22 protein-coding genes are annotated in these 22615 nt (G+C 29.8%); 17 read left to right on the forward strand and 5 right to left on the reverse strand.

Annotated elements, in window-relative coordinates:
- The first annotated feature begins 1 nt into the window (after position 1).
- The 10 genes from dmpE to ALEK_RS01950 all read left to right on the forward strand — a co-directional run bounded on the left by dmpE (position 2) and on the right by ALEK_RS01950 (position 9435).
- On the forward strand, positions 2–796 hold the full coding sequence (dmpE, locus tag ALEK_RS01905) for a 2-oxopent-4-enoate hydratase (RefSeq protein ID WP_272954420.1): 795 nt from the start codon (positions 2–4) through the stop codon (positions 794–796).
- 10 nt (positions 797–806) lie between these two features.
- Complete coding sequence (locus ALEK_RS01910) at positions 807–1742, forward strand: acetaldehyde dehydrogenase (acetylating) (protein WP_071627860.1); 936 nt, start codon at positions 807–809, stop codon at positions 1740–1742.
- 1 nt (position 1743) lies between these two features.
- Positions 1744–2772: a 4-hydroxy-2-oxovalerate aldolase gene (gene dmpG, locus ALEK_RS01915; RefSeq protein ID WP_071627859.1), complete on the forward strand. Its 1029-nt coding sequence runs from the start codon at positions 1744–1746 to the stop codon at positions 2770–2772.
- Positions 2772–3560: a 2-oxo-3-hexenedioate decarboxylase gene (dmpH, locus tag ALEK_RS01920; RefSeq protein ID WP_071627858.1), complete on the forward strand. Its 789-nt coding sequence runs from the start codon at positions 2772–2774 to the stop codon at positions 3558–3560. Before dmpG ends, dmpH begins: the two co-directional genes overlap by 1 nt.
- A 13-nt stretch (positions 3561–3573) precedes the next feature.
- A complete protein-coding gene (locus tag ALEK_RS01925) occupies positions 3574–3765 on the forward strand; it encodes a 2-hydroxymuconate tautomerase (RefSeq protein WP_071627857.1) in 192 nt (63 codons plus the stop codon).
- A gap of 1 nt (position 3766) precedes the next feature.
- Positions 3767–4774: an MsnO8 family LLM class oxidoreductase gene (locus ALEK_RS01930; RefSeq protein WP_071627856.1), complete on the forward strand. Its 1008-nt coding sequence runs from the start codon at positions 3767–3769 to the stop codon at positions 4772–4774.
- A gap of 8 nt (positions 4775–4782) precedes the next feature.
- Positions 4783–5601: an alpha/beta fold hydrolase gene (locus ALEK_RS01935; protein WP_071627855.1), complete on the forward strand. Its 819-nt coding sequence runs from the start codon at positions 4783–4785 to the stop codon at positions 5599–5601.
- Between the two features lie 406 nt (positions 5602–6007).
- Complete coding sequence (locus ALEK_RS01940) at positions 6008–7168, forward strand: OprD family outer membrane porin (RefSeq protein ID WP_071627853.1); 1161 nt, start codon at positions 6008–6010, stop codon at positions 7166–7168.
- Between the two features lie 90 nt (positions 7169–7258).
- A complete protein-coding gene (locus tag ALEK_RS01945) occupies positions 7259–8146 on the forward strand; it encodes a DMT family transporter (protein ID WP_071627852.1) in 888 nt (295 codons plus the stop codon).
- Entirely contained in the window at positions 8146–9435 is a 1290-nt protein-coding gene (locus tag ALEK_RS01950; RefSeq protein WP_071627851.1) for a tellurium resistance protein TerC, read from the forward strand. Before ALEK_RS01945 ends, ALEK_RS01950 begins: the two co-directional genes overlap by 1 nt.
- Before the next feature lie 340 nt (positions 9436–9775).
- Here ALEK_RS01950 and ALEK_RS01955 read toward each other — a convergent pair whose 3' ends face one another.
- Together ALEK_RS01955 and ALEK_RS01960 are read right to left on the reverse strand one after the other, a co-directional pair.
- Entirely contained in the window at positions 9776–10387 is a 612-nt protein-coding gene (locus tag ALEK_RS01955; RefSeq protein ID WP_083574701.1) for an NlpC/P60 family protein, read from the reverse strand.
- Positions 10388–10449: 62 nt separating this feature from the next.
- Positions 10450–10941 (reverse strand): NlpC/P60 family protein, encoded by a 492-nt coding sequence (locus tag ALEK_RS01960; protein WP_071627850.1) that lies wholly within the window; start codon positions 10939–10941, stop codon positions 10450–10452.
- Between the two features lie 113 nt (positions 10942–11054).
- Between ALEK_RS01960 and ALEK_RS01965 the strand changes: the two genes are divergently transcribed.
- The gene (locus ALEK_RS01965; protein ID WP_071627849.1) at positions 11055–11624 is read left to right on the forward strand and encodes a hypothetical protein; all 570 of its coding nucleotides are present in this window, start codon (positions 11055–11057) and stop codon (positions 11622–11624) included.
- Positions 11621–12772 carry an MFS transporter gene (locus ALEK_RS01970; protein WP_071627848.1) on the forward strand — a complete coding sequence of 384 codons (1152 nt, stop codon included), beginning with the start codon at positions 11621–11623 and terminating at the stop codon, positions 12770–12772. Before ALEK_RS01965 ends, ALEK_RS01970 begins: the two co-directional genes overlap by 4 nt.
- A gap of 5 nt (positions 12773–12777) precedes the next feature.
- Here the strand turns inward: ALEK_RS01970 and ALEK_RS01975 are convergent, their stop codons facing one another.
- Both ALEK_RS01975 and alaS read right to left on the reverse strand, forming a co-directional pair.
- Positions 12778–13257 (reverse strand): hypothetical protein, encoded by a 480-nt coding sequence (locus ALEK_RS01975; protein ID WP_071627847.1) that lies wholly within the window; start codon positions 13255–13257, stop codon positions 12778–12780.
- 8 nt (positions 13258–13265) lie between these two features.
- The gene (alaS, locus tag ALEK_RS01980; RefSeq protein ID WP_071627846.1) at positions 13266–15833 is read right to left on the reverse strand and encodes an alanine--tRNA ligase; all 2568 of its coding nucleotides are present in this window, start codon (positions 15831–15833) and stop codon (positions 13266–13268) included.
- A gap of 183 nt (positions 15834–16016) precedes the next feature.
- Here alaS and trxA (ALEK_RS01985) point away from each other — a divergent pair, with 183 nt between their 5' ends.
- The 5 genes from trxA (ALEK_RS01985) (at position 16017) to ALEK_RS02005 (ending at position 21241) form a co-directional block, all read left to right on the forward strand.
- Positions 16017–16334, forward strand: a complete 318-nt coding sequence (gene trxA, locus ALEK_RS01985; RefSeq protein WP_071627845.1) for a thioredoxin — start codon at positions 16017–16019, stop codon at positions 16332–16334.
- 126 nt (positions 16335–16460) lie between these two features.
- Positions 16461–16778 (forward strand): thioredoxin, encoded by a 318-nt coding sequence (trxA, locus tag ALEK_RS01990; protein WP_071627844.1) that lies wholly within the window; start codon positions 16461–16463, stop codon positions 16776–16778.
- A gap of 158 nt (positions 16779–16936) precedes the next feature.
- On the forward strand, positions 16937–18394 hold the full coding sequence (locus ALEK_RS01995; protein WP_228146313.1) for a DASS family sodium-coupled anion symporter: 1458 nt from the start codon (positions 16937–16939) through the stop codon (positions 18392–18394).
- Between the two features lie 25 nt (positions 18395–18419).
- Positions 18420–20588, forward strand: coding sequence for a sensor histidine kinase (locus ALEK_RS02000; RefSeq protein ID WP_164072456.1), 2169 nt, complete (start codon positions 18420–18422; stop codon positions 20586–20588).
- Positions 20585–21241, forward strand: coding sequence for a response regulator transcription factor (locus ALEK_RS02005; RefSeq protein ID WP_071627842.1), 657 nt, complete (start codon positions 20585–20587; stop codon positions 21239–21241). Before ALEK_RS02000 ends, ALEK_RS02005 begins: the two co-directional genes overlap by 4 nt.
- 17 nt (positions 21242–21258) lie before the next feature.
- Here ALEK_RS02005 and ALEK_RS02010 read toward each other — a convergent pair whose 3' ends face one another.
- A complete protein-coding gene (locus tag ALEK_RS02010; protein WP_071627841.1) occupies positions 21259–22584 on the reverse strand; it encodes an alanine/glycine:cation symporter family protein in 1326 nt (441 codons plus the stop codon).
- Positions 22585–22615: the final 31 nt, after the last annotated feature.

Here is a 22615-nt window from a genome sequence, read left to right on the forward strand (position 1 = left end):
AATGGCAATGAATAATGAAAAAATAGAAAAATACGGAAATGAATTGTATGAGGCTCTAAAAGCTAATACTGCAATGGATCCAATATCTTCAAGAGAACCTGATTCTACAATAGAAGATGCATATGCAATTCAACATCATTTTTTAAAAAGAAGAATGGAAGATGATAAATCAACAATAATTGGTAAAAAAATTGGAGTTACTTCAAAAGTAGTAATGGATATGTTAGGTGTTCATCAACCTGATTTTGGTTACCTTTTATCAGATATGATTTATTCAGATGGAGATGTAATTGATGTAAGTAATGGAATGATTCAACCAAAAGCAGAGGGTGAAATTGCCTTTGTTTTAAAAGAAGATTTACAAGGTCCGGGAGTTACAGCTGCTGATGTAATTAAAGCTACAAAATTTGTAATGCCTTGTTTTGAAATTGTTGATTCAAGAATCAAAGATTGGAAAATCAAAATCCAAGATACAGTTGCTGATAACGCTTCTTGTGGATATATAGTATTTGGGGGACAAAGTGTAAGTCCTTTAGATGTAGATTTAACAACTTGTGGAATTACATTAGAGAGAAATGGTGAATTATTACATACAGGTGCTGGAGCTGCTGCTTTAGGAAGTCCTGTAAATGCTGTTGCTTGGCTTGCTAATAAATTAGGTGAGTTTGGTGTTGGTTTAAAAGCTGGAGAGGTTATTTTATCAGGTGCATTATGTGCCATGGTTACTATTGAGCCAGGGGATAATATGACTATTAATATTGGTGGAATTGGTTCTGCTTCTATTAGATTTGAATAAGGATAATACTATGAAAATTAATTGTGCGTTAATTGGGTCGGGAAATATTGGAACAGACCTAATGTATAAACTTCAAAGAAGTGAAATCTTAAATCCTTTATGGATGGTAGGAATTGATCCTGAATCTGATGGATTATTAAGAGCTAAAGAAGCTGGAATGAAAACTACAGCAGATGGTGTTGATGGATTATTACCTTTTATTAAAGAAGATGGTGTGAAGATTGCTTTTGATGCAACTTCTGCTTATGTTCATGGGGAAAATAATAGAAAACTTGCAGAACTTGGAGTTCAAGTTATTGATTTAACTCCTGCTGCTATTGGACCATTTTGTGTTCCATCAGTAAATATGCAAGAACTATTAGATCAAAATACTCAAAATGTAAATATGGTTACTTGTGGTGGGCAAGCTACTATTCCTATGATTGCTGCTGTTTCAAAAGTACAAGAAGTTGAATATGCTGAGATTATTGCAACTGCTGCTTCTAAATCAGCGGGTCCGGGAACTAGAGCTAATATTGATGAGTTTACAGAAACTACTAAACTTGGAATTGAACAAGTTGGAGGGGCTAAAAAAGGAAAAGCAATTATTATTCTTAATCCTGCAGAGCCACCTTTAATGATGAGAGATACAATTCATTGTCAAACTAGTGAATCACCAGATCAAGAAGCTATTACAAAATCTGTAAAAGAAATGGTAGCTCAAGTTCAAAAGTTTGTTCCAGGATATGCACTTAAAAACGGACCAGTTTTTGATGGAAATAAAATATCAATTTGGTTAGAGGTTGAAGGACTAGGAGATTACTTACCAAAATATGCAGGTAATCTTGACATTATTACAGCAGCTGCTTCAAATATTGCGGAGCAAATGGCTGAAAAAATTGTAAAAGCTGAAACTATGAGTGAACAAGCTGTAACAGCTACAACAACAGAGCAAAAAGGATTATAAGATGGATTTAAGAGGTAAAAAAATTACTATTCATGATATGTCTTTAAGAGATGGAATGCATTCTGTTAGACATCAATTTACTTTAGAGCAAATGAAAGATATGTCAGTTGCTATGGATAAAGCTGGTGTTCCAATGATTGAAGTAACTCATGGGGATGGACTTGGTGGTTCATCATTAAATTATGGTTATGGATTACATACAGATGAAGAGTGGTTAGATGCAGTTGTTCCTAATATGACTCAAGCAAAAATCTCTGCACTTTTACTTCCTGGAATTGGAATTGTAAAAGATTTAGAGAGAGCAGTTGAACATGGTATCTCAACAGTTAGAGTTGCAACACACTCTACAGAAGCTGATTGTTCAGCTCAACATATAAAAGCAGCAGTAGGAATGAATCTTGATACTGTTGGATTTTTAATGATGGCACATATGGTTGATGAAAAAAGATTAGTTGAAGAAGCTAGAAAAATGGTTTCATATGGAGCTAATTGTATTTATGCAACTGATTCTGCTGGTTACCTTTTACCTGATATGGTAAGTTCAAGAATTGCTGCATTAAAAAAAGAGTTTGGTGATGAAATTGAACTTGGATTCCACGGTCATAATAATATGTCTATGGGAGTATCTAACTCCCTTGCTGCTATTGAAGCCGGAGCTACTAGAATTGATGCTTCTCTTGCTGGATTTGGAGCTGGTTCTGGAAATACTGCTACTGAGGTTTTAGTTGCTGTTTGTAATAGAATGGGAGTTGAAACGGGAGTTGATTTAGATCTAATTGAAGATGCTGCTGAAGATATTGCACTGCCAATTATGGGGAAACCTACAAGAATCTCTAGAGATTCTTTAACATTAGGTTATGCAGGTGTTTATTCTTCTTTCCTATTATTTGCACGTCGTGCTGAGAAAAAGTATGGAATTGACGCAAGAACTTTATTAGTTGAATTAGGTAATAGAGGAATGATTGGTGGTCAAGAAGATATGATTGATGACTGCGCAATGGAATTAGCAAAAGAAAGAGGATTATTATAATGGCATTAGATAAAGCAACAATACAAAAATTAGCAAAGCATTGTGAAGATGCTGAATTAAATGCGCAAGAGATTACAAAAATTACGGATGATTATCCTGAAATGACATATGAAGATGCTTATGATATTCAATGGACTGCTAGAGCTGCTAAAGAAGCTAGGGGTACAAAAATCGTAGGTATGAAAATGGGTCTTACTTCACAAGCTAAGATGAAACAAATGGGTGTTGAAAACCCTTGTTATGGATATTTAGCAGATTACTTTGCTTATGGTGATGGGGCTGAAATTGCTATTGATGAGTTAATTCATCCAAAAGTTGAAGCTGAGATTGCATTTATTTTAAAAGATGATTTAAGTGGCCCTGGATGTCATATTGGAGATGTATTAGCAGCTACTGATTTTGTAATGCCTGCTGTTGAAGTTATTGATTCAAGATATAAAGATTTTAAATTTGATTTAAAATCTGTAATTGCTGATAACTCTTCATCTTCTAGATATGTAACTGGTGGTCGTGCCAGAAAAGTAGAAGATTTAGATCTTAAAACTTTAGGTGTTGTAATGGAAATAAACGGGGAAGTAGTTCAGCTTGGAGCTGGTGCTGCAGTACTTGGTCATCCTGCAACTGCAATTGCAATGCTTGCAAATATGATGGGTGAAAGGGACGAGGTTTTAAAAGCTGGAACTTATATCTTATCAGGTGCAATCACTGCTGCTATGAGCGTAAAAAAAGGAGATAACGTAACTGTTAAATTCCAAGATTTAGGTTCATTATCTATGAAGTTTGTATAAAAAAGGAAATTTAATGCCTATAGCACAAATTAATATAATTGAAGGTCGAAGTGACGAGCAAAAAGAAAAACTTATTGCTAAAGTAACTCAAGCAATTCATGAAGCCATTGATGCACCTGAAGCAAATGTAAGGGTTATCATAAATGAAATGCCAAAACAGCATTTTGGAATTGGTGGACAAAGCGTAAAAAAGATGGGACGATAATATGTCTTTGAAACTAAGTGTATTAGACCAATCTCCTATTCATGATGGAAAAGAAGATAAACAAGGTTTATTTGACACAATAAATCTTGCTAAAACCTGTGAAGACTTAGGTTATCACAGGTATTTATTAGCTGAACATCATGATACTCCTGGATATGCTTCTTGTGCTCCTGAAGTAATGGTTGGAGCAGTAGCAAGTGCTACATCTAAAATAAGAGTTGGTAGTGGTGGTGTTATGCTAAATCACTATAACTCTTTTAAAGTTGCAGAGACTTTTAATACACTTAGTGCTTTATATGATAATAGAATTGATCTAGGTATTGGTCGCGCTAGTGGAGCTAGTTATTTAGCTACAAGAGCTTTATATTGTACTAATGCTGATTATTCACAAAAAGCTTACGAACTTATAAATTATCTTGATGGAACAACACCTGAGGATTCTAGTTTTCATGAATTAAACTTGAGTCCCAAAGGTATTGATTCAACTCCTGTATTTTTATTAGGTTCAAGTGATGGAAGTTCTTCTTTAGCTGGATATTTAGGAGCTGGATATATTTTAGCTTTATTTATAGGTACTCATGAGCGAAGTCCTAATATTATCAAAGATTATAAGAAGTCTTTTGCAAGTGCAAAAGCAGATAAAAAGCCAAATGCAATGATAGCAGTTGCTTGTATATGTGCTAATACTAAAGAAGAAGCTAGATTTATCGCTAGTACACATTCATATTGGAAGGTTCAAGCTTTTAGACACCCTTCAAGAGATCCTTTACTTTCTCCTAAAACAGTTCAAGACCGTATAAAAAACCTAAGCTTTGAAGATAAGGCTTATTATGAAGAAACAATGAACTCAATGATTTTAGGAACAGCTAAAGAGTGTAAAGAACAAATAGAAGCTTTGGCCAAAGAGTATGATGTAGAAGAAGTAGTAGTTGTAAATGTGACTTATTCATTTGAGGATAGGAAAAATTCATATGAACTTTTAGCAAAAGAGTTCAATTTAAATAAATAGGAGAAAAGATGTCAAATCCAGAAATAGCAAATAATATAAATACGGGTGGTTATAATACAAATTATCATGATTTAGGTGAGGGTGAAGTAGTACTATTTATTCACGGTTCAGGTCCGGGGGTTTCAGCATATGCAAACTGGAGATTAGCAATGCCTACTCTTGCACAAAACTTTAGAGTAATAGCACCTGATATGGCAGGATTTGGTTATACGCAGAGAATAGAAGATGCCACTTATGATATGGATGTATGGGTTAAACAAGCAATTGATTTAATGGATGCTTTAAATATAGAAAAATTTAATATTGTTGGAAACTCATTTGGTGGAGCTTTAGCTTTAGCTTTAACTATTAAATACCCTGAAAGATTAAATAAAGTAGTGCTTATGGGTGCTATGGGAATTGATTTTGAACTAACAGCAGGACTTGATCAAGCATGGGGATATACTCCTTCTTTAGAGAATATGAGATCATTACTTGATACTTTTGCATATTCAAGAGTATTAGTAACAGATGAATTAGCTCAAATGAGATATGAAGCAAGTATAAGAGAAGGTTTCCAGGAATCTTTTGGTTCTATGTTTCCTGCTCCTAGACAAAGTAGTGTAAGTGCAATGGCCTCTAATGAAGAAGATATTAAAGCTATTGATAAAGATGTTTTAATTATTCATGGAAGAGATGATAAGGTTATTCCTTTTGAGAATTCTACTAGGTTACATAGTCTAATTGAAAAATCTCAATTACATGGTTTTGGACAATGTGGACATTGGTCTCAAATTGAACATAAAGACAGATTCAATAAATTACTTGAAGATTTCTTTTTAGTTTAAGAAAAATGATAAATAGTATATCTTGCGATAAATTAGCGATTTGTTTTTACTAATATAATATTTGTAATAGGTACAGGTATATAAGAAATAAAATATCTGAAGTTGTAGTACCTAAATATTTTGCTTTTAAGTTCGTGTTCTCCTTTACGAATAGAATAAACTTGTGATTTTAACTATATATCACACAACTTCAGAGTTAACCTATCAAATGCTTTCTAATACAGTACAAAATTAGCTTCCTTTTTGTACTGTATTTATTACTAAAAACTATAAAATCGCGATAATTTTGCGATACTTTTCCATTAGAATAGAAATTCATAGGGTACAGGACAAAACTTTAGATAATAAAGTTATGTAGCGCGTGTTTATGTAGTCTAGTTAAAATTTCGAAATCTAGGGAGAGTAAATGAGAAAAATTACAAAATTAAGTTTGGCAGCTGGTTTATTAGTTTCATCAAGTGCATGTGCAGACAGTTTATCTGAAGCATTCGCAAATGCAAAAGTAAAAGGTGAGATTAAAGCTCAGTATTTTGATGTAAAACCTTTAGCTGATGGTAAAAGTGATTCTATATTAGTTTTTGGTGGTAATTTAAATGTTATCACAGATTCTTTTTATGGATTTAAAGGGGGAGTAACATTCCAAACTTCACATGTATCGGATATTTCAACTGAAGGTACAAACAACTTTGCAAATACAATGGATGCATCTGGTTCTGTAATGTCAGAATCATATCTATCTTATACAATGTCTAATACAACAGCTAAGATTGGTAGACAGTATATTAAAACACCATTAATCGCAGGATCTGGTTCTAGAATGATAAAACAATCTTTTGAAGGTTTTACTTTAACTAATACTGATTTACCTCAAACAAAATTAATGGCTATATATGCAGGTAAATATCAAGATAGAACAGACGGAAATGGTGGAGCAGGTGAGTTTACTAAAAGTAAAGTAGAAGATGGTGCTTATTCTGTATTAGCTGAGAATAAATCAGTGAAAGATTTAACATTAACTTTACAGTACTTAGATGTAAAAGGTAATACATCAGCTAGTGATAAAGATGCTTTATATTTTGATGCACATTATAAAATTGCTGGAATTGATTTATCTGCTCAATACTATGATACAACAGATAGTAATGTAGATGGTTCTATGATTGGTTTTAAAGCCTCAGGAACAATTGGTATGATCAACTTAACAGGTTTATATACAACAACATCAGATGATGGAAAAGTATACTCAGGTGTTGGTTCAGGTGCTGATGCAGCATTTACTGCGTTACCTTTACATGGAGGAAGTGTTACTTATACAAAAGACACTGATACTATGGTTGGAGTTGCAGCAACAAAAATTGCAGATGTATTAATGGTTGCTTATTATGGGCAAGTAAATACTGATGATGCTTCATTGCCATATGAAAAGATTGATGCTTATGGTGGATTCTTACAATATGTTTATAATAAAAACTTTTCAGCAAAAGTTATGTACGAAAGTGCAGACTTTAACAAAGCTGCTTTAAAAGATGATGATATTCTTAGAATATATACATCTTACAAATTCTAAAAGTTTAATCAATTAATTATATAAAGGTTCAAGCATAAAGCTTGAACCTTTTTTTTTGAGTATAATACAAAAAAATTTAGAAAGTAATTTATGAAATATTATATATTTTTAGTTTTAGCTGTTTTATTTTGGTCTGGAAATTTTATTTTTGGACGATTAATATCTTCTAGTGTAGAACCAGTACAATTATCATTTTTTAGATGGTTTTTTGTTTTTATACTTTTACTGCCATATATGTTAATACATAAACAAAGACTTATTAATTCACTTAAAAAAGATTTTAGAATATTGTTTTTATTTGGAGCTTTAGGAGTTGCTGGGTTTAATACTCTTTTATATTATGGATTACAAACAACAACTGCGACTAATGCTTTGTTAATTAACTCTTCCACTCCTATATTTATTATTGTACTTTCGGCAATACTATTAAAAGTAAAGATTACAAAAATACAAAGTTTAGGAGTACTATTATCTTCTATAGGTGTATTATATTTGATTCTAAAAGGAAGTTTAGTCACACTATTAACTTTAGAATTTACCCAAGGTGATTTATGGATAATACTTGCTTGTTTAGATTGGGCTTTATATTGTATTTTGTTAAAGTTTAAACCAAAAGATTTAAATGCCTTTGATTTTTTAAGTATTACAACATTTATAGGAATAGTGATTTTATATATATTATTTAGCTTGCAGGGATTTAGTTTTGAATTTTCGTTTGTTAGTTCTGATGAGGTATTATATTCATTAATCTATATGGTGATTTTCCCCTCACTATTATCTTTTTATTTTTGGAATGAATCAACTGTAGCAATTGGAGCAAATAAGGCTGGACAATTTACACACTTGATGTCAATTTTTGGAGCTATTTTGGCTTTTTTATTATTAGGTGAAAGATTAGAGTTTTATCATTTTATTGGAATCACATTTATTGCCATTGGTATATATATTTCTATGTTTTATAAACGTAAGGTTGTTTAATGAACTTTTTGACTAAATTTTCTGGAATATTAATATTTCTATCATTTATTACTTCAATTTATGCTTACTTTTTTAATAAAGACTTAGTTCTAATCTCTGGATTAATTGCATGGTTTGCTTTGATGATATTATATGTTTTACTAAGCAACAAAAAGATTTTAAATACTTTATTTATCTTAAGTATTCTAGCTTTTGCTTTTTCTTACTATAAAGGTTTTGATATAAACTTCATTAAGGTTTTTACTGTAAATCAATATCTTTTATCTTTACTTATTGGAGTTGGGTTTTTAAGACTTATTGCTAGTCCTAAAAAAGATAAATCAATGAGCCTACCAAAAGGGAAACAATCTTTTTTTAAAACCTATTTAGGAATACATCTTTTTGGTTCAGTTATAAATCTTTCATCTTTAATACTTGTAGCAGATAAGCTTTATAAAAAAGCTCCCTTATCTAATAGCCAAGTTATTGTATTAACAAGAGCCTTTTCTAGTGATGCTTATTGGTCACCATTTTTTGTAGCTTTTGCCGCAGCTATTACTTATGCTCCAAACTTATCTCCTTCAATTATCTTGATAAATGGTTTGTTTTTAGCCTTTATTGCTTTTGTGGTTACATACTTAGAGTTAAGTAATGATAAGAAGTTTAAACTGGATGATTTCAAAGGTTACCCAGTAGCTTTTGAAACACTCGTTTTACCTTTTTCTTTAGCTTTTCTAGTATTACTTACAAATCACTATTTCCCACAAGTAAAAGTAATTGTATTAATAGCCTTGTTTTCACTTCTATTAACTCTTTTTGTTTTACCAATAAAAAAAGGTTTAACAAAGTCATATAATCAATTAAAAATGCACCTTATTGATGAGTTACCAAAAATGAGATTAGAGATGTCACTATTTTTAGTAGCGGGAATGTTTGGTATTTCAATAAGTACTATTCTTATAGGATATGATGTGTCTTTGCCTTTTGAAACTTTTGATTGGATTATTGCTTCAACTTTATTAGCTATATTTATTGTTCTTTCAATGGTTGGAATTCATCCTATTATTACCATTGCAATTATAGGTGATTTCATGAGCAGTGTAAATCATACATTATTGGCAATAACATTTTTGATGGCTTGGTCTACAACTGTTTCAACTTCACCTTTTAGTGGTTTGAATATGACTATAGTTTCAAGATATAATTTCTTAGCAATTGACATCTTTAAGCTAAATATATCTTATGCACTAAAAATGTACATAGTATGTGTTTTATGTCTATTTATTTTAAACACCTATGTTATATTGTAATAAAATCATACAATTATCATATAGTTTTATTACAATTATGATGTAAAAGAGATAGATGCATTCTCATTTGTATCCTTTCTGCTTCCTAAATTATAAATTTAAGTGCATTTATCTCGTTACAATAAATACTAATTACAATAGCCCAGCGATTATAATAATTTAACATTTTTTAAAATAAGAACCCCATCCCTTATAGATTTAATACACTATTGAAAAGGGAAAATAATTCGCATTTCTCCAACAAAATACGGGCTAATTGTAATCCAAAACTTCCAAAAAAATTAATTCAGAATATAAAACAAAATAAAAATAAAATGTAATTTGCGACAAGCAAGAAGAATTAGTTAATAATTCTTCTTGAAGTCCAGTAAGTTTTTTTGTAGAAAGGTTTGTTTAGTTTTGTAAACTTAACACCCTTAATTGAAGCATGCATAAAAGTTCCATCACCCATGTATATTCCAACATGTCTATCTCGTTTACCAGTTTTGAAAAAAACTAGGTCACCAAGAATTAATTCAGATTTTTTAACAGCTTTTCCAGATTTTACTTGAGTCCAAGTTGTTCTTGGAATCTTAACGTCAAACTTTTCTTTAAAGGCTCTTTGCGTAAATGCAGAACAATCAATACCTCTTTTAGAGTTTCCGCCAAATCTATACTTAACGTTTTTCCATTCATTATAGAATTCCATAAATGCTTCGTTCCGACTTAGAGTTGGATCTTGTTTTATGTTTGCTTCTATAATTAGTTTCTTGTATTCTTTTTGGATAGAAGAATCTTTAGTTAATAATTTTTTATCTTGTGTTAGTGTTTCTTTGTGTGTGTTTTTAATCGTTGAAATAGAGTCATTTTTTTTCTCTATATTCGTAGTATTCTCAACATAAACATCTTGTTTAGGTTGACAGCCAACAAAAATAAATAATAATGGCGTAAGTACCATTAGAGGTTTAATCATTAAAACTATCCTTCTTTAAAATTAAAGTTAGCTTATATTATAGCTAAATTTCAAGAAAAATCCTAATAAAATACTCGTACAGATTTCCAATAATGTTTTTTATAGTAGACATTTTCTAGCTTAGAAATAATCACACCTTTTTTTGTAGAGGCATGCATAAATTTGCCATTATTTGTATAAATCCCCACATGACGGGTGTTATAACCAGTTTTGAAAAATACTAAATCTCCAGTTTTTAACTGACTTTTTGTTATTTCTCTACCTATTCTTGATTGGTATTTAGTTGTACGAGGAATCTTAATGTTATAACTAGCGTTATATGCTTTTTGGATAAAAGCAGAACAATCTATTCCATTTTTTGAATTTCCACCATATTTATATCTAACACCTTTCCATTGAGAATAGAACTTAAAAAGCTTGTTATTTTTATCATTTAATTGCATCATTGTATTTAATAACGAAGCACTTTGAATAGGCATGTTATTACTTGTGTTTGAGCAAGCATTAAATATAAGAATAGTAAAGAGTGCAATAAATAAATGTTTTGTTTTCAAAGTAAGACCTAAGGAGTTATATAATAATAATATTATAGGAAAAAATAATTCATGTCAATAAAAAATTTAGAAAATGCTATAATTATTTTATAGATAAATAATAAGGAACAATAATGAGAATAATTTTTTTAGTTTTTATAACTATCTTTTTTACTTCTTGTGCACAACAAAATATTAGAAATATTGATGTTAATAAAAATGCAAAGTTTAATCAGATACAAACAATACCAACTTTTGATGTATGTACAAATGATTCATATATAGCAACATTAAATGATAAGAAATATGGAAGATTATTCATAGAGTATATATCTTTAAATAACAACTGTCTTTGGAATGGATATCAAAGAGGTTATTTCATGTATCAATTCCAAAATAAACTAAATATCAAAGATATGAAAGCTGTAGAAGATTTCAATTTTGATAATTATGAAATTACAACATATTTAGTAGATCATAAATATTACGTGAATTTAATATATAAATATGGTGTTTTTGAAGATGAATTTATTTTAGATTATTCAGGTGTAATGTCTTCTGAAATAATTAGAAAATATGATAGTTCATATGTGAGTGAATACCAAGACAAGGGTAGATTTAATAGGGACTATAATTATAGTTTGGTTAGAGAAAATCTTATAAATTCTTATTTTGTAAGGGAATTAGAAGAATATAGTAAATGAAGAAAAAAGACCTCTTCATTGTAATTTATTGTATCATCATTGTTTTATCAGTGATGTATGCAACACAACCCTTACAACCATTATTAGCCAAACAGTTTGATATTTCAATTATTAAAGCTTCACAGTTTACAGCTGTAATTATGCTTTTTCTAGCAGTATCTCCCATAGTATATGGATATATCTTAGAAAAAGTTTGTGCAAAAAAGATGTTGTATATAACTTCCATTATTTTATTAATCACAAATATATTTTTAGGAATGTCTTCTACTTATGAGATGTTTTTATTTTTTAGAGTATGTGAAGCCTTAGTAGTTCCTGCAATATTAACAGCATTAATGAGTATCTTGGCAAATATAGATAAAGAAAATATCAAATACAATATGGCAATTTATGTAGCTGCTACTGTATTTGGTGGTTTATTAGGTAGAGTATTCTCAGGTGCAATTGCTACAACTTTCTCTTATGAATATGTATTTTATTCATTGTCTTTTACTATTTTTATTTCACTATTTTTAATTAAAAAATTATCTTATGAAGGGGAAGCCCAATTAAATAAACCAAAAATAAAAGATATTACAAATATTCTAAAAGATAAAAGATTTGCAATGGTTTATTTATTAATGTTTTGTATGTTTTTTGTATTCGCTGGAGTTTTAAATGTCTTACCTTTTAGGGTAAAAGATATTTCAAGTTCAATAAATGAATTTCAAATAAGCTTATTATATTTGGGATATGGAATGGGAATCCTTGTATCTTTATCTTCAAAGAAAATTGTTAAGTTTTTCAAAAATGAGTTAAATACAATTCTTTTTGGAATTACACTATTTTTAATAGTTAATTTCTTTTTAGTAAATAAAGATGTTTTAATTCTATTTATAGTCTTATTTATCTTCTGTATTGGAATGTTTACAGTTCATACGGTAAGTACTGGTTTAGCCAATTCTATGAAAGCTCAAAGGAAGTCTTTGACTTCTGGAATGTATTTAACTTTTTATTATTTAGGTGGTGCTGCTGGTTCATTTTTCCCATCTATTTTATATGAACATTATGGTTGGGATATTATGATTTATTCTTTTATATTGGTTTTATTTATAGTTTTAGGTATTACTTATAGAAGTAGGGGATTATTTGAAGTTAAAGCTAATTAAGAGGATTAAAACCCTCTTAATGTAACTCCTAAGAATATTGCAATAATTCCTAAAGCAATATTTAGTGGAATAAAGTATTTAGCAATTGGAGCTAATTGATTTTTTGCAGTCAAAAAATCTCCGCCCTCAAAAGCTTTTTGAGCTTTATTTCTTTTTAGATAAATAGTAATAAATACTATTGTCATTACTGTCCAGATAATCTCTTTTACAATAACAACAGAATATAAAGGTGTACCTTTAAATCCTAAAGCAATTATCATAATAATTGCTGTGATTAATAATAAGACAATTGCTGGAATTACCATATTAAAAAATCTTCTTAAATTATCAAGTGTTCTCTCTATTTTAATTCTAGGCTCTGCAATATCTTGCATAGAGTAATGAATACCAAATCTAATGGCAATCATTCCTCCAACCCATAATACAGCAGAAATTACATGTAAAAAAACAATAGGTGCTGAAAAGTTTTGAAATAATTCAGTCACTTCTCTTCCTATAAGTTTTCGTTAGCATATGCAATAGCCGCAACTTTTGCATCTTCTACTTTAGTTACGTCTTTTCCACCTGCTTGTGCGAAGTCTGGTCTTCCACCACCTCCACCACCAACGATAGGAGCAATATTCTTAATCCAATCACCAGCTTTAACATTTGTATTTTTACTTCCTGCAACGATCATTACTTTTTCACCTTTTGGTTGTAGTAATAATACAGCAAGTTTTTCATTAGCATTTTTTAAATCATCAACGATTTTTTTGATATCACCATTTTTAACAACATCAACTACAACTTTAACATCACCAACCATTATTTCATTAATAGGTGCTGCTGTTGAGCTTTGAGCTTCTTCAAGTTCTTTTTTAAGTTCTTTAATTTGGTCTTTTAATTTTTTGATACCAGTAATTGCATCTTGATTTTTAACTTCAGATTGTACTTCTTGGTATTTATTCATAAATGATTTAGCATAAGAAATAGCAGCAGATCCACAAACCGCTTCAATTCTTCTAACTCCTGCACTAACACCAGATTCTTTAGTGATGTAGAATGAACCAATATCGTGAGAATTCTTTACGTGAGTTCCTCCACAGAATTCTACAGATACATCTCCAAATTCAACAACTCTAACTCTATTTCCATATTTTTCACCAAACATAGCAATAGCGCCTTTTTTCTTAGCGTCTTCAATATCTAATTCTTCAACAGAACCTTGGATACCTCTAGCAATCATAGAGTTAACTAAATCTTCAACTTCTTCAATTTGAGAAGTAGTCATTGCTTTTGGATATGTAAAGTCAAATCTTAATCTTGCAGATTCATTTAATGATCCAGCTTGTGCAACTGTATCACCAAGTACCATTTTTAAAGCACTTTGTAAAAGGTGAGTAGCACTATGATGTTTTGCAACTTCATATCTATTTACAACAATAGCATCTACTTCTTCACCTTGAGAAATAGTTGAGTTTTCAACTTTTACTTTTGATAGGTTTAATCCATAGAATTTAGAAGTTTCTTCAATAATAGCAATATGTTCATTATCTTCTAATGCACCAATATCACCAGCTTGCCCACCTGAAGTTGCATAGAAAGGAGTCTTTTCTAACATAACCCAACCAGTACTTCCTTTTTCTAAAGTAGTAACTTCTTTAAAGCTTTCGTCTAATAATGCAGTGATTTTAGTTTTGTATGAAGTATTTTCATATCCAACAAATTCATTTTCACCATATTTTTCAAGTAAAGTTTTGAAGTCACCTTCAGTAGCAGAGTCTCCACTACCTTTCCAAGCAGCTTTAGCTTTAGCTTTTTGAGCATTCATTAATGAATTGAATTTTTCATTATCTACTTTAAGATTTTTTTCTCTTAACATATCTTCTGTTAAGTCTAAAGGGAAACCTTTTTCATCGTAAAGTTTAAAAGCAATTTCACCAGAGAATACATCTTTAGTATTTGCTAATTCTTCATTAAATAGAGTCATTCCAGAATCAATTGTTTTAAAGAATCTAGCTTCTTCTAAAGTTATTTGTTCTTTTACATAAGCAGCTTGATCTACTAAATCAGTGTAATGATTACCTAAAATTTCACATAAAGTATCATACATTTCACTTAAAAATGGTGTTCTAAATCCAAGTAAATAACCATGTCTTACAGCTCTTCTCATAATTCTTCTGTTTACATATGGTCTTCCTTCGTTTCCGAATAAAATACCTTGAGATAACATAAATGATGCAGCTCTTAAGTGGTCAGCAATTACTCTGTATGAACCAATAGTTTCAGATGTAGCTTTTTGACCAGCTAACTCTTCTAATTTTTTGATAATTGGTTGGAAGTTTGATGAATCAAAGTTATTTAAAACACCTTCTTTAATTGCAATAACTCTCTCTAACCCCATACCTGTATCAATTGAAGGTTTTGGTAAAGAAGCTCTTGTAATAGTTCCATCCGCAGCTTTAGTTTGCTCATATTGCATAAATACTAAGTTCCAGATTTCTAAGAATCTATCACCTTCTCCACCTAAGTAATCTTCTTCTGTATTGAAGTGTTCTTCACCTTGGTCATAGAAAATTTCAGAACAAGGACCACAAGGACCTGTATCACCCATTGACCAGAAGTTATCTTTATCTCCAAATCTTTTGATTTTATCAGGAGAAATGTGCTCTTTCCAAAGCTCAAAAGCTTCATCATCAGTATCATGAATAGTTACCCATAGTTTATCAACCGGTAATTCTAAATTTACTGTAATAAATTCCCATGCATAAGCAATAGCATCTTTTTTAAAGTAGTCTCCAAAAGAGAAGTTACCTAACATTTCGAATAATGTATGGTGTCTTGCAGTGTAACCAACATTTTCTAAGTCATTGTGTTTACCACCTGCTCTTACACATAGTTGACATGAAGTTGCAGTTGGGTTTGCAGGTTTTGGAACCGCACCTGTAAATATATCTTTAAACTGAACCATACCAGCATTTGTGAACATTAATGTTGGATCATCTGGTACTAAAGGCATAGATGAAACTACATCGTGACCTTTGTTTTTAAAAAATTCTAAATACTCTTTTCTAATATCCATTTTATGTTATCCATTTTGATTTTAATTATATACGTGATTTTATCTAAAAATTAATTTAGGCTAGATTAGGATTAATTATTATAATGTAAAATAATTTTAAGCTATTTTTCGCTACACTAATTAAGTTTAATTTATATTTTTTTTAAATATGCAAACTATAAAATTAATAATAAGGAAATTAAAATGGGTAAATATGTTGAATTAACTCCTGCAAATTTTGAAGAAGTTACAAAAGAAGGTGTTTCACTAGTTGATTTCTGGGCTCCTTGGTGTGGACCTTGTAGAATGATTGCTCCAGTAATTGAAGAATTAGCTGAAGAGTTTGAAGGTAAAGCAAACATTTGTAAAGTAAATACAGATGAAGAGCAAGATTTAGCAGTTAAATATGGTATTAGATCAATCCCTACAATCATTTTCATGAAAGATGGTGAAGTAGTAGATCAAATGGTTGGTGCATCTTCTAAGCAAGCATTTGCTGACAAAATTAACTCATTATTATAATACATACTATAAACTATTAAGAAAGGTAAGACATTAAGGTCTTATCTTTTTTTATGCGCCATTTAAGCTAGATATAATTTATTAAACGATAAAATTTTTCCATAAATTTAAATAAAGGATTTCAAAATGAGTAAATATATAGAATTAAACAATGATAATTTCGAACAAACAGTTAAAGAGGGAGTATCTTTAGTTGACTTCTGGGCTCCATGGTGTGGACCTTGTAGAATGATAGCTCCTGTAATTGAAGAATTAGCAGAAGAATTTGAAGGTAAAGCAAACATCTGTAAAGTAAATTCAGATGAAGAACAAGATTTAGCAGTTAAATTTGGTGTTAGATCAATTCCTACTATTCTTTTCATGAAAGATGGTGTTGTTGTTGACCAAATGATTGGTGCAGCATCTAAACAAGCATTTTCTGACAAATTAAACTCACTACTGTAATAAACAATTTTATAAATACTAACAATTATTAAAAAAGGTAAGATGTAAATCTTACCTTTTTTTATTTAAATACTTTGAAAATATCAAATGTCATATTAAGGTCACTTTGCTGTTTTATCATTTCACTATAAAAGATAAAAACAAAAAAAGGAGACGTCATGTTCCAAAGTAATAAAATCAAAATTTTCTTACCAATACTAGTTGCAATAATTGTAGCAGTACTACCAACACCAGAAGGTTTAAGTGTTAATGCTCACTATTTCTTTGCAGTATTTTTAGGGGTAATCGTAGGGCTTATTTTAGAGCCAATTCCAGCGGCTTTAATTGGTCTTACAGGAGTTGCATTTTCTGCAACATTCGGTTTAGTAGGGGATACTGCAAAAGCAAGTCGTGATTGGGCTTTAAGTGGATTCTCAAATGGAGTTATTTGGCTTATTTTTGCAGCGTTTATGTTTGCATTAGGTTATAAAAAATCTGGACTTGGAAAAAGAATTGCTTTACTACTAGTAAAAATGCTTGGTAAAACATCTTTAGGTTTAGGATATGCAGTTGCATTTGCTGATGGTATTTTATCACCATTTATGCCTTCAAATACTGCAAGAAGTGCAGGGACTATTTTCCCAATTGCTATTAATATTCCGCAGATGTTTGATTCAACACCTGATAATAATCCAAGAAAATTAGGTTCATATATTTCATGGGTTGCAATTGCTGCTACTTGTGTAACTAGTTCTATGTTCCTAACAGCTTTAGCACCAAATTTATTAGCTGTATCATTAGTTGAAAAAAGTACAGGATTAGTAATTGAATGGGGACAATGGTTCTCTACTTTATCAATTATAATGATTCCACTATTTTTATTAGTGCCATTTTTAACTTATATTGTATATCCACCTGAACAAAAAAGTTCACCAGAAGCACCAGCTTGGGCTGCAAAAGAGTTAGCTTCTATGGGACCTATTACAAAAAAAGAGTTAATTATGTTAGGTCTTGGAATGTTAGCTTTAGTAATGTGGATCTTTGGTAAACAAATTGGAGTAAATGGTACAACAGCTGCCTTAGCTGTATTATCACTACTTGTATTAACAAATGTAATCTCTTGGGAAGATGTAATTACTAATAAAGGTGCTATCAATGTATTTATTTGGTTTGCTACTTTAGTTGCCATGGCATCAGGGCTTAAAAAAGTTGGATTCTTAAAATGGGCAGCAGGTTTAATCTCTGGGGGATTAGTAAGCTTTGATCCAGTTTCAATTGTGATTTTATTGGTGGTTCTATTCTTTTTATTCCACTACTTATTTGCAAGTGTAACAGCACATACAGTTGCACTATTACCACTTTTCTTAGGGGTTGCAACAAATTTACTACCTGCAAGTATGATTGAACCATTAGCTTTATTATTAGTTGGTTCTTTAGGATTAATGGGAATTATTACTCCATATGCAACAGGACCATCTCCAATATGGTATGGAGCAGGATACATAACCTCAAGCAACATGGTGGAAACTAGGAGCTTTATTTGGAGCTATTTATTTAGGGGCTTTAGTAATACTTGGGTTTATAATTTTATAAATCAGATTCCAAATAATAAGGGTGTCAAAAGACATCCTTATTAAATCAAACTTTCTGTATAATCAATCTATGAAAAAACTTCTTTTACTACTAATTTTATTAAATACATATATTTTTGCTAATAGCTCTATTTTAATTATTAATTCTTATCATAAGGGATATGAATGGAGTGATAGTGTTGTTAAAGGTTTAGAAAAAAATCTAAGTTCAAAAGAAAATATTGATACAAATATATTATATATGGATTCAAAAAGAATAACTTCTAATGAGTATTATGAAAATCTGAAAAATTTATATAAAGTACAATTAAAAAATAGAAAATATGATTTAGTTGTGGCTATTGACAGATTTGCTTATGATTTTGTATTAAATTACTATGATGACTTTTTTACAAATGAGAAAATCTTAGCAGTTGGTATTGAGAACTATAATAAAGATAATACTTTAAAATATAATTTAGAAAATAAAGTATCAGCTCTTTTGGAAAAAAGAGATTTAAAAAGTAATGTTAAATTAATACAAAAAATTATCCCTTCTATAAAAAAGATTTATATTGTTAATGATAAAAGTCTAAATGCAAAACATACAGAACCACTTATAAAAGAGTTATTTAATGAGTCTTCTTTTTCTAAGAAACTAATATATCTTAGAGAAGATGACTTAAAAAGTTTAGAAAAGAAGTTTGAAAAATTTCATGAAGACTCAGCTTTACTTTTTGTTAGATTTTACAAAAATTCAAATGGAAAATTAAATAAAAATAAAGAGATAGCACAGTTTATAAAAAATGCAAAAATTCCTGTTTTTATTACAGATTCGATTTTTAATAAAAAAGGAGCATTGGGTGGGAATATTGTTGACTTAGAAAATTTTGGAAATAAATCAGGTTTAATGGCTTTAGATATTTTAAAAACAAAAAAAACAGAAATAAAAACCTATGAAGATTTATATTATGTTTTTGATGCACTAAAATTAGATCAATTTACACTAGCAATAAATCACCTAGATCATGAATATAAAATTGTAAATAAAAGAATGACTTTTTATGATAAAAATAGAGGTTTTATTAATTTTGTTTTTACTATTTCACCTATTTTAATTCTTTTAATTATTGGGCTTATTCATAATATCTATCTAAGACGTCATACTGAGAGTCAATTAAAACAAAGAATTGAGTTTGATTCTGTTTTATTAAATGCAATTGAGAGTCCTATCTTTTGGCAAGATGAAAAAGGAATAATTATTGATTCTAATGCTAGATTTTGTAATTTTTTAAATCTATCTTCTTTAGAAATTTATGGATACTCACTAGATTCTTTTCACACAAATAAAAAAGCAATTACTATTCATAGAATTTTGGAAAAATATAAAAAAAATAGTGAGTTAAATTCTCAATTTGAATTTAATATTTCAGCTAATGATAAAAGAATTTATTTTATAAAACAAGCCTCTTATTGTGATAGTAAAACCAAAAAAACAGGTATTGTTACAATTTTTACAGATATTACAAAAGAGAAAGAGATAGAAGAGCAAAGAGAGAAAGAAAAAGAGTTTATAATTCAGCAATCAAAACTTGCAGAAATTGGAGAAATATTCTCATCAATCGCACATCAATGGAAATCTCCATTAGTTGAAATAACTACAATTGCCCAAGAGAGTTTTTATACTTCTAATGTCAGTATTAGTGAAGATGAATCTTATGTAAAAGATATAATGACTCAAGTAAATTATATGACAAGAACTATAAATGATTTTCAGAATTTTATTATGCCTTCAAATGAGAAAAAAGTGTTTGATGTAAAAGAGGCAATTGATTCTATGTTAGAGATTGTAAATCATAATATCAAGTATAATTACATTAATATTAGTATAAAAGTTGAAGAGAATACAAACTTGGATGTTATTGGATTTAGAAATGAGTTTATGCAGTCAATTTTAAATATTATCAATAATGCAAAAGATGAATTAATAAAAAATGATTTAAAAAATAGAAATATAAATATCTCTTTTTATAATGAAAAAAATATGTTAATTGTAAAAATAGAAGATAATGCTGGTGGTATTAAAACCTCAAATATAAATAGAATATTTAAGCCATATTTTTCAACAAAACAATCAGGTCATGGTATTGGTTTGTATATGGCAAAAATGATTATAGAAGATAAAATGAACGGAAAATTAAAAGTAGAAAATATAAATAATGGTGCCTCATTTATAATTGCCTTGGAGAATAAAAAGTGAAAATTTTAGTATTAGAAGATAATGAAAGATTATTAAATGTAATCAAAAATGCCCTAGAAAAAGAGAACTATCAAGTTGATACTTTTACAGATGGTGATGATGCCCTTGAAGCCCTTGAAAACGGTTATAATTGTTTTGTTTTAGATATAAATGTACCTAATATTGATGGGATTTCACTTTTAGAATTATTAAGAATTAATCATAAAGATACTCCTGCAATAATAATTAGTTCAAACCATGATTTTGAAAAGATTCAAAAGTCATATGATTTAGGTTGTGATGATTATATTAAAAAACCTTTTTTTATTTTGGAGTTAGTTCAAAAAATCAAAAAACTTTGTGTTGTACAAAAAAAGTTTCTAAAATTTAGTGATGAGTGTAAATATGATTTTATAAACCATATCTTATATGAAAATGAGAGTGAAATCGAACTTACAAAAAAAGAGATACTTTTCTTAGAGCTGTTTTCAAAAAACTTACATCATGTAGCTTCTTATGAAGAGATAGAAGAGTATGTATGGGAAGGTGAAGAAACAAATCTTACAAATATTCGAGCAATGATAAAAAGACTTAGAAAAAAAATACCTAATGAGGCGATTGTTATTGTAAAAGGTATGGGATATTCACTAAATAAAGAAGTTCTCTTAGTATAAAAGCTTGCGCTTTTATACTATTTTGCTTTAAAATATCTATCTGTTTCAGATGATACAATTTTTGCAAGTAAAAGAAGACCTATTAAGTTAGGAATAGCCATAAGACCATTTGCCAAATCTGAGAAGTTCCAAACTAGTCTTAGTTGACTTACTGCTCCCACATAAATAATTGCAATGAAAATAACTCTATAAATTTTGATTTTGTCTTCACCAAATAAATATTCAAAAGCTTTTTCTCCATAATAAGACCATCCAAGAATAGTTGAATATCCAAAAAGAATCGTTGCAACGACAATAACAATCGCTCCATAATCACCTAAGAAGAACTCAAAACTTTTTAGTGTTAATTCTCCTGCACTTCCACCTTGCGTCCAAATAGGAGCCATTAGAATAATAAGTGCTGTCATTGTACAAACAACTAAAGTATCAATAAATGTTTGTGTCATTGAAACTAAGGCTTGTTTTACAGGATCATTAGTTTTAGCAGCAGCTGCTGCAATTGGAGCAGAACCAAGTCCTGATTCATTTGAGAAAACACCTCTTGCTATACCATATCTAATGGCAGCTGCAATAGCAGCTCCTGCAAATCCACCACTTGCAGCAATAGGATTAAATGCATAATAGAAAATCATATTAAAAGCATCCCCAACTTTATCAAAGTTACCAATAATAATGATTAAGGACGTGATTAAATAAACTCCAATCATAAATGGAATTAAAAGTGAAGTTACTTTTCCAATTGTTTTTATTCCACCAAGAACTACAAAAGCAGTAACCACTAATAATACAATTCCAGTAATTTCAAAAGCAATATCAAATTGAGAGTTTAGAGCATTAGCAACAGCATTAACTTGTGTCATATTACCAATACCAAATGAAGCTAATATTGTAAAAGAAGCGAATAAAGTAGCTAATATAGGCATATTAGCACCCTTAGCTAAATAATACATTGGTCCACCTTTGTATCCATTAGCTCCATTTTCTCTGTACTTAACAGCAAGAATTGCTTCAGAATATTTAGTAGCCATTCCTACAAGTCCAGTAACCCACATCCAAAATACAGCTCCAGGTCCACCCATAGTAATTGCAGTTGCAACTCCTACAATATTACCAATACCAACAGTAGCTGCAAGGGCTGTCATTAGTGCTGCAAAATTTGAAATATCACCTTTTGCATTCTCTTCTTTGTCAAAGATAAGTTTAAAAGCATGTCCTAATGCCCAAAATTGCATACCTTTTAGTTTGATCGTCAAATATAATCCAGTTCCTACTAATAAAATTAGCATTGGAGGACCCCAAACAAATGAGGATGCATCTGAAATTAATTTTTCTAAAATTTCCATTTATTTCCTTTAAGTTATGAAATAATAACTA

Origin of the sequence: Poseidonibacter lekithochrous (assembly GCF_013283835.1) — a bacterium.
Lineage (GTDB): Bacteria > Campylobacterota > Campylobacteria > Campylobacterales > Arcobacteraceae > Poseidonibacter > Poseidonibacter lekithochrous.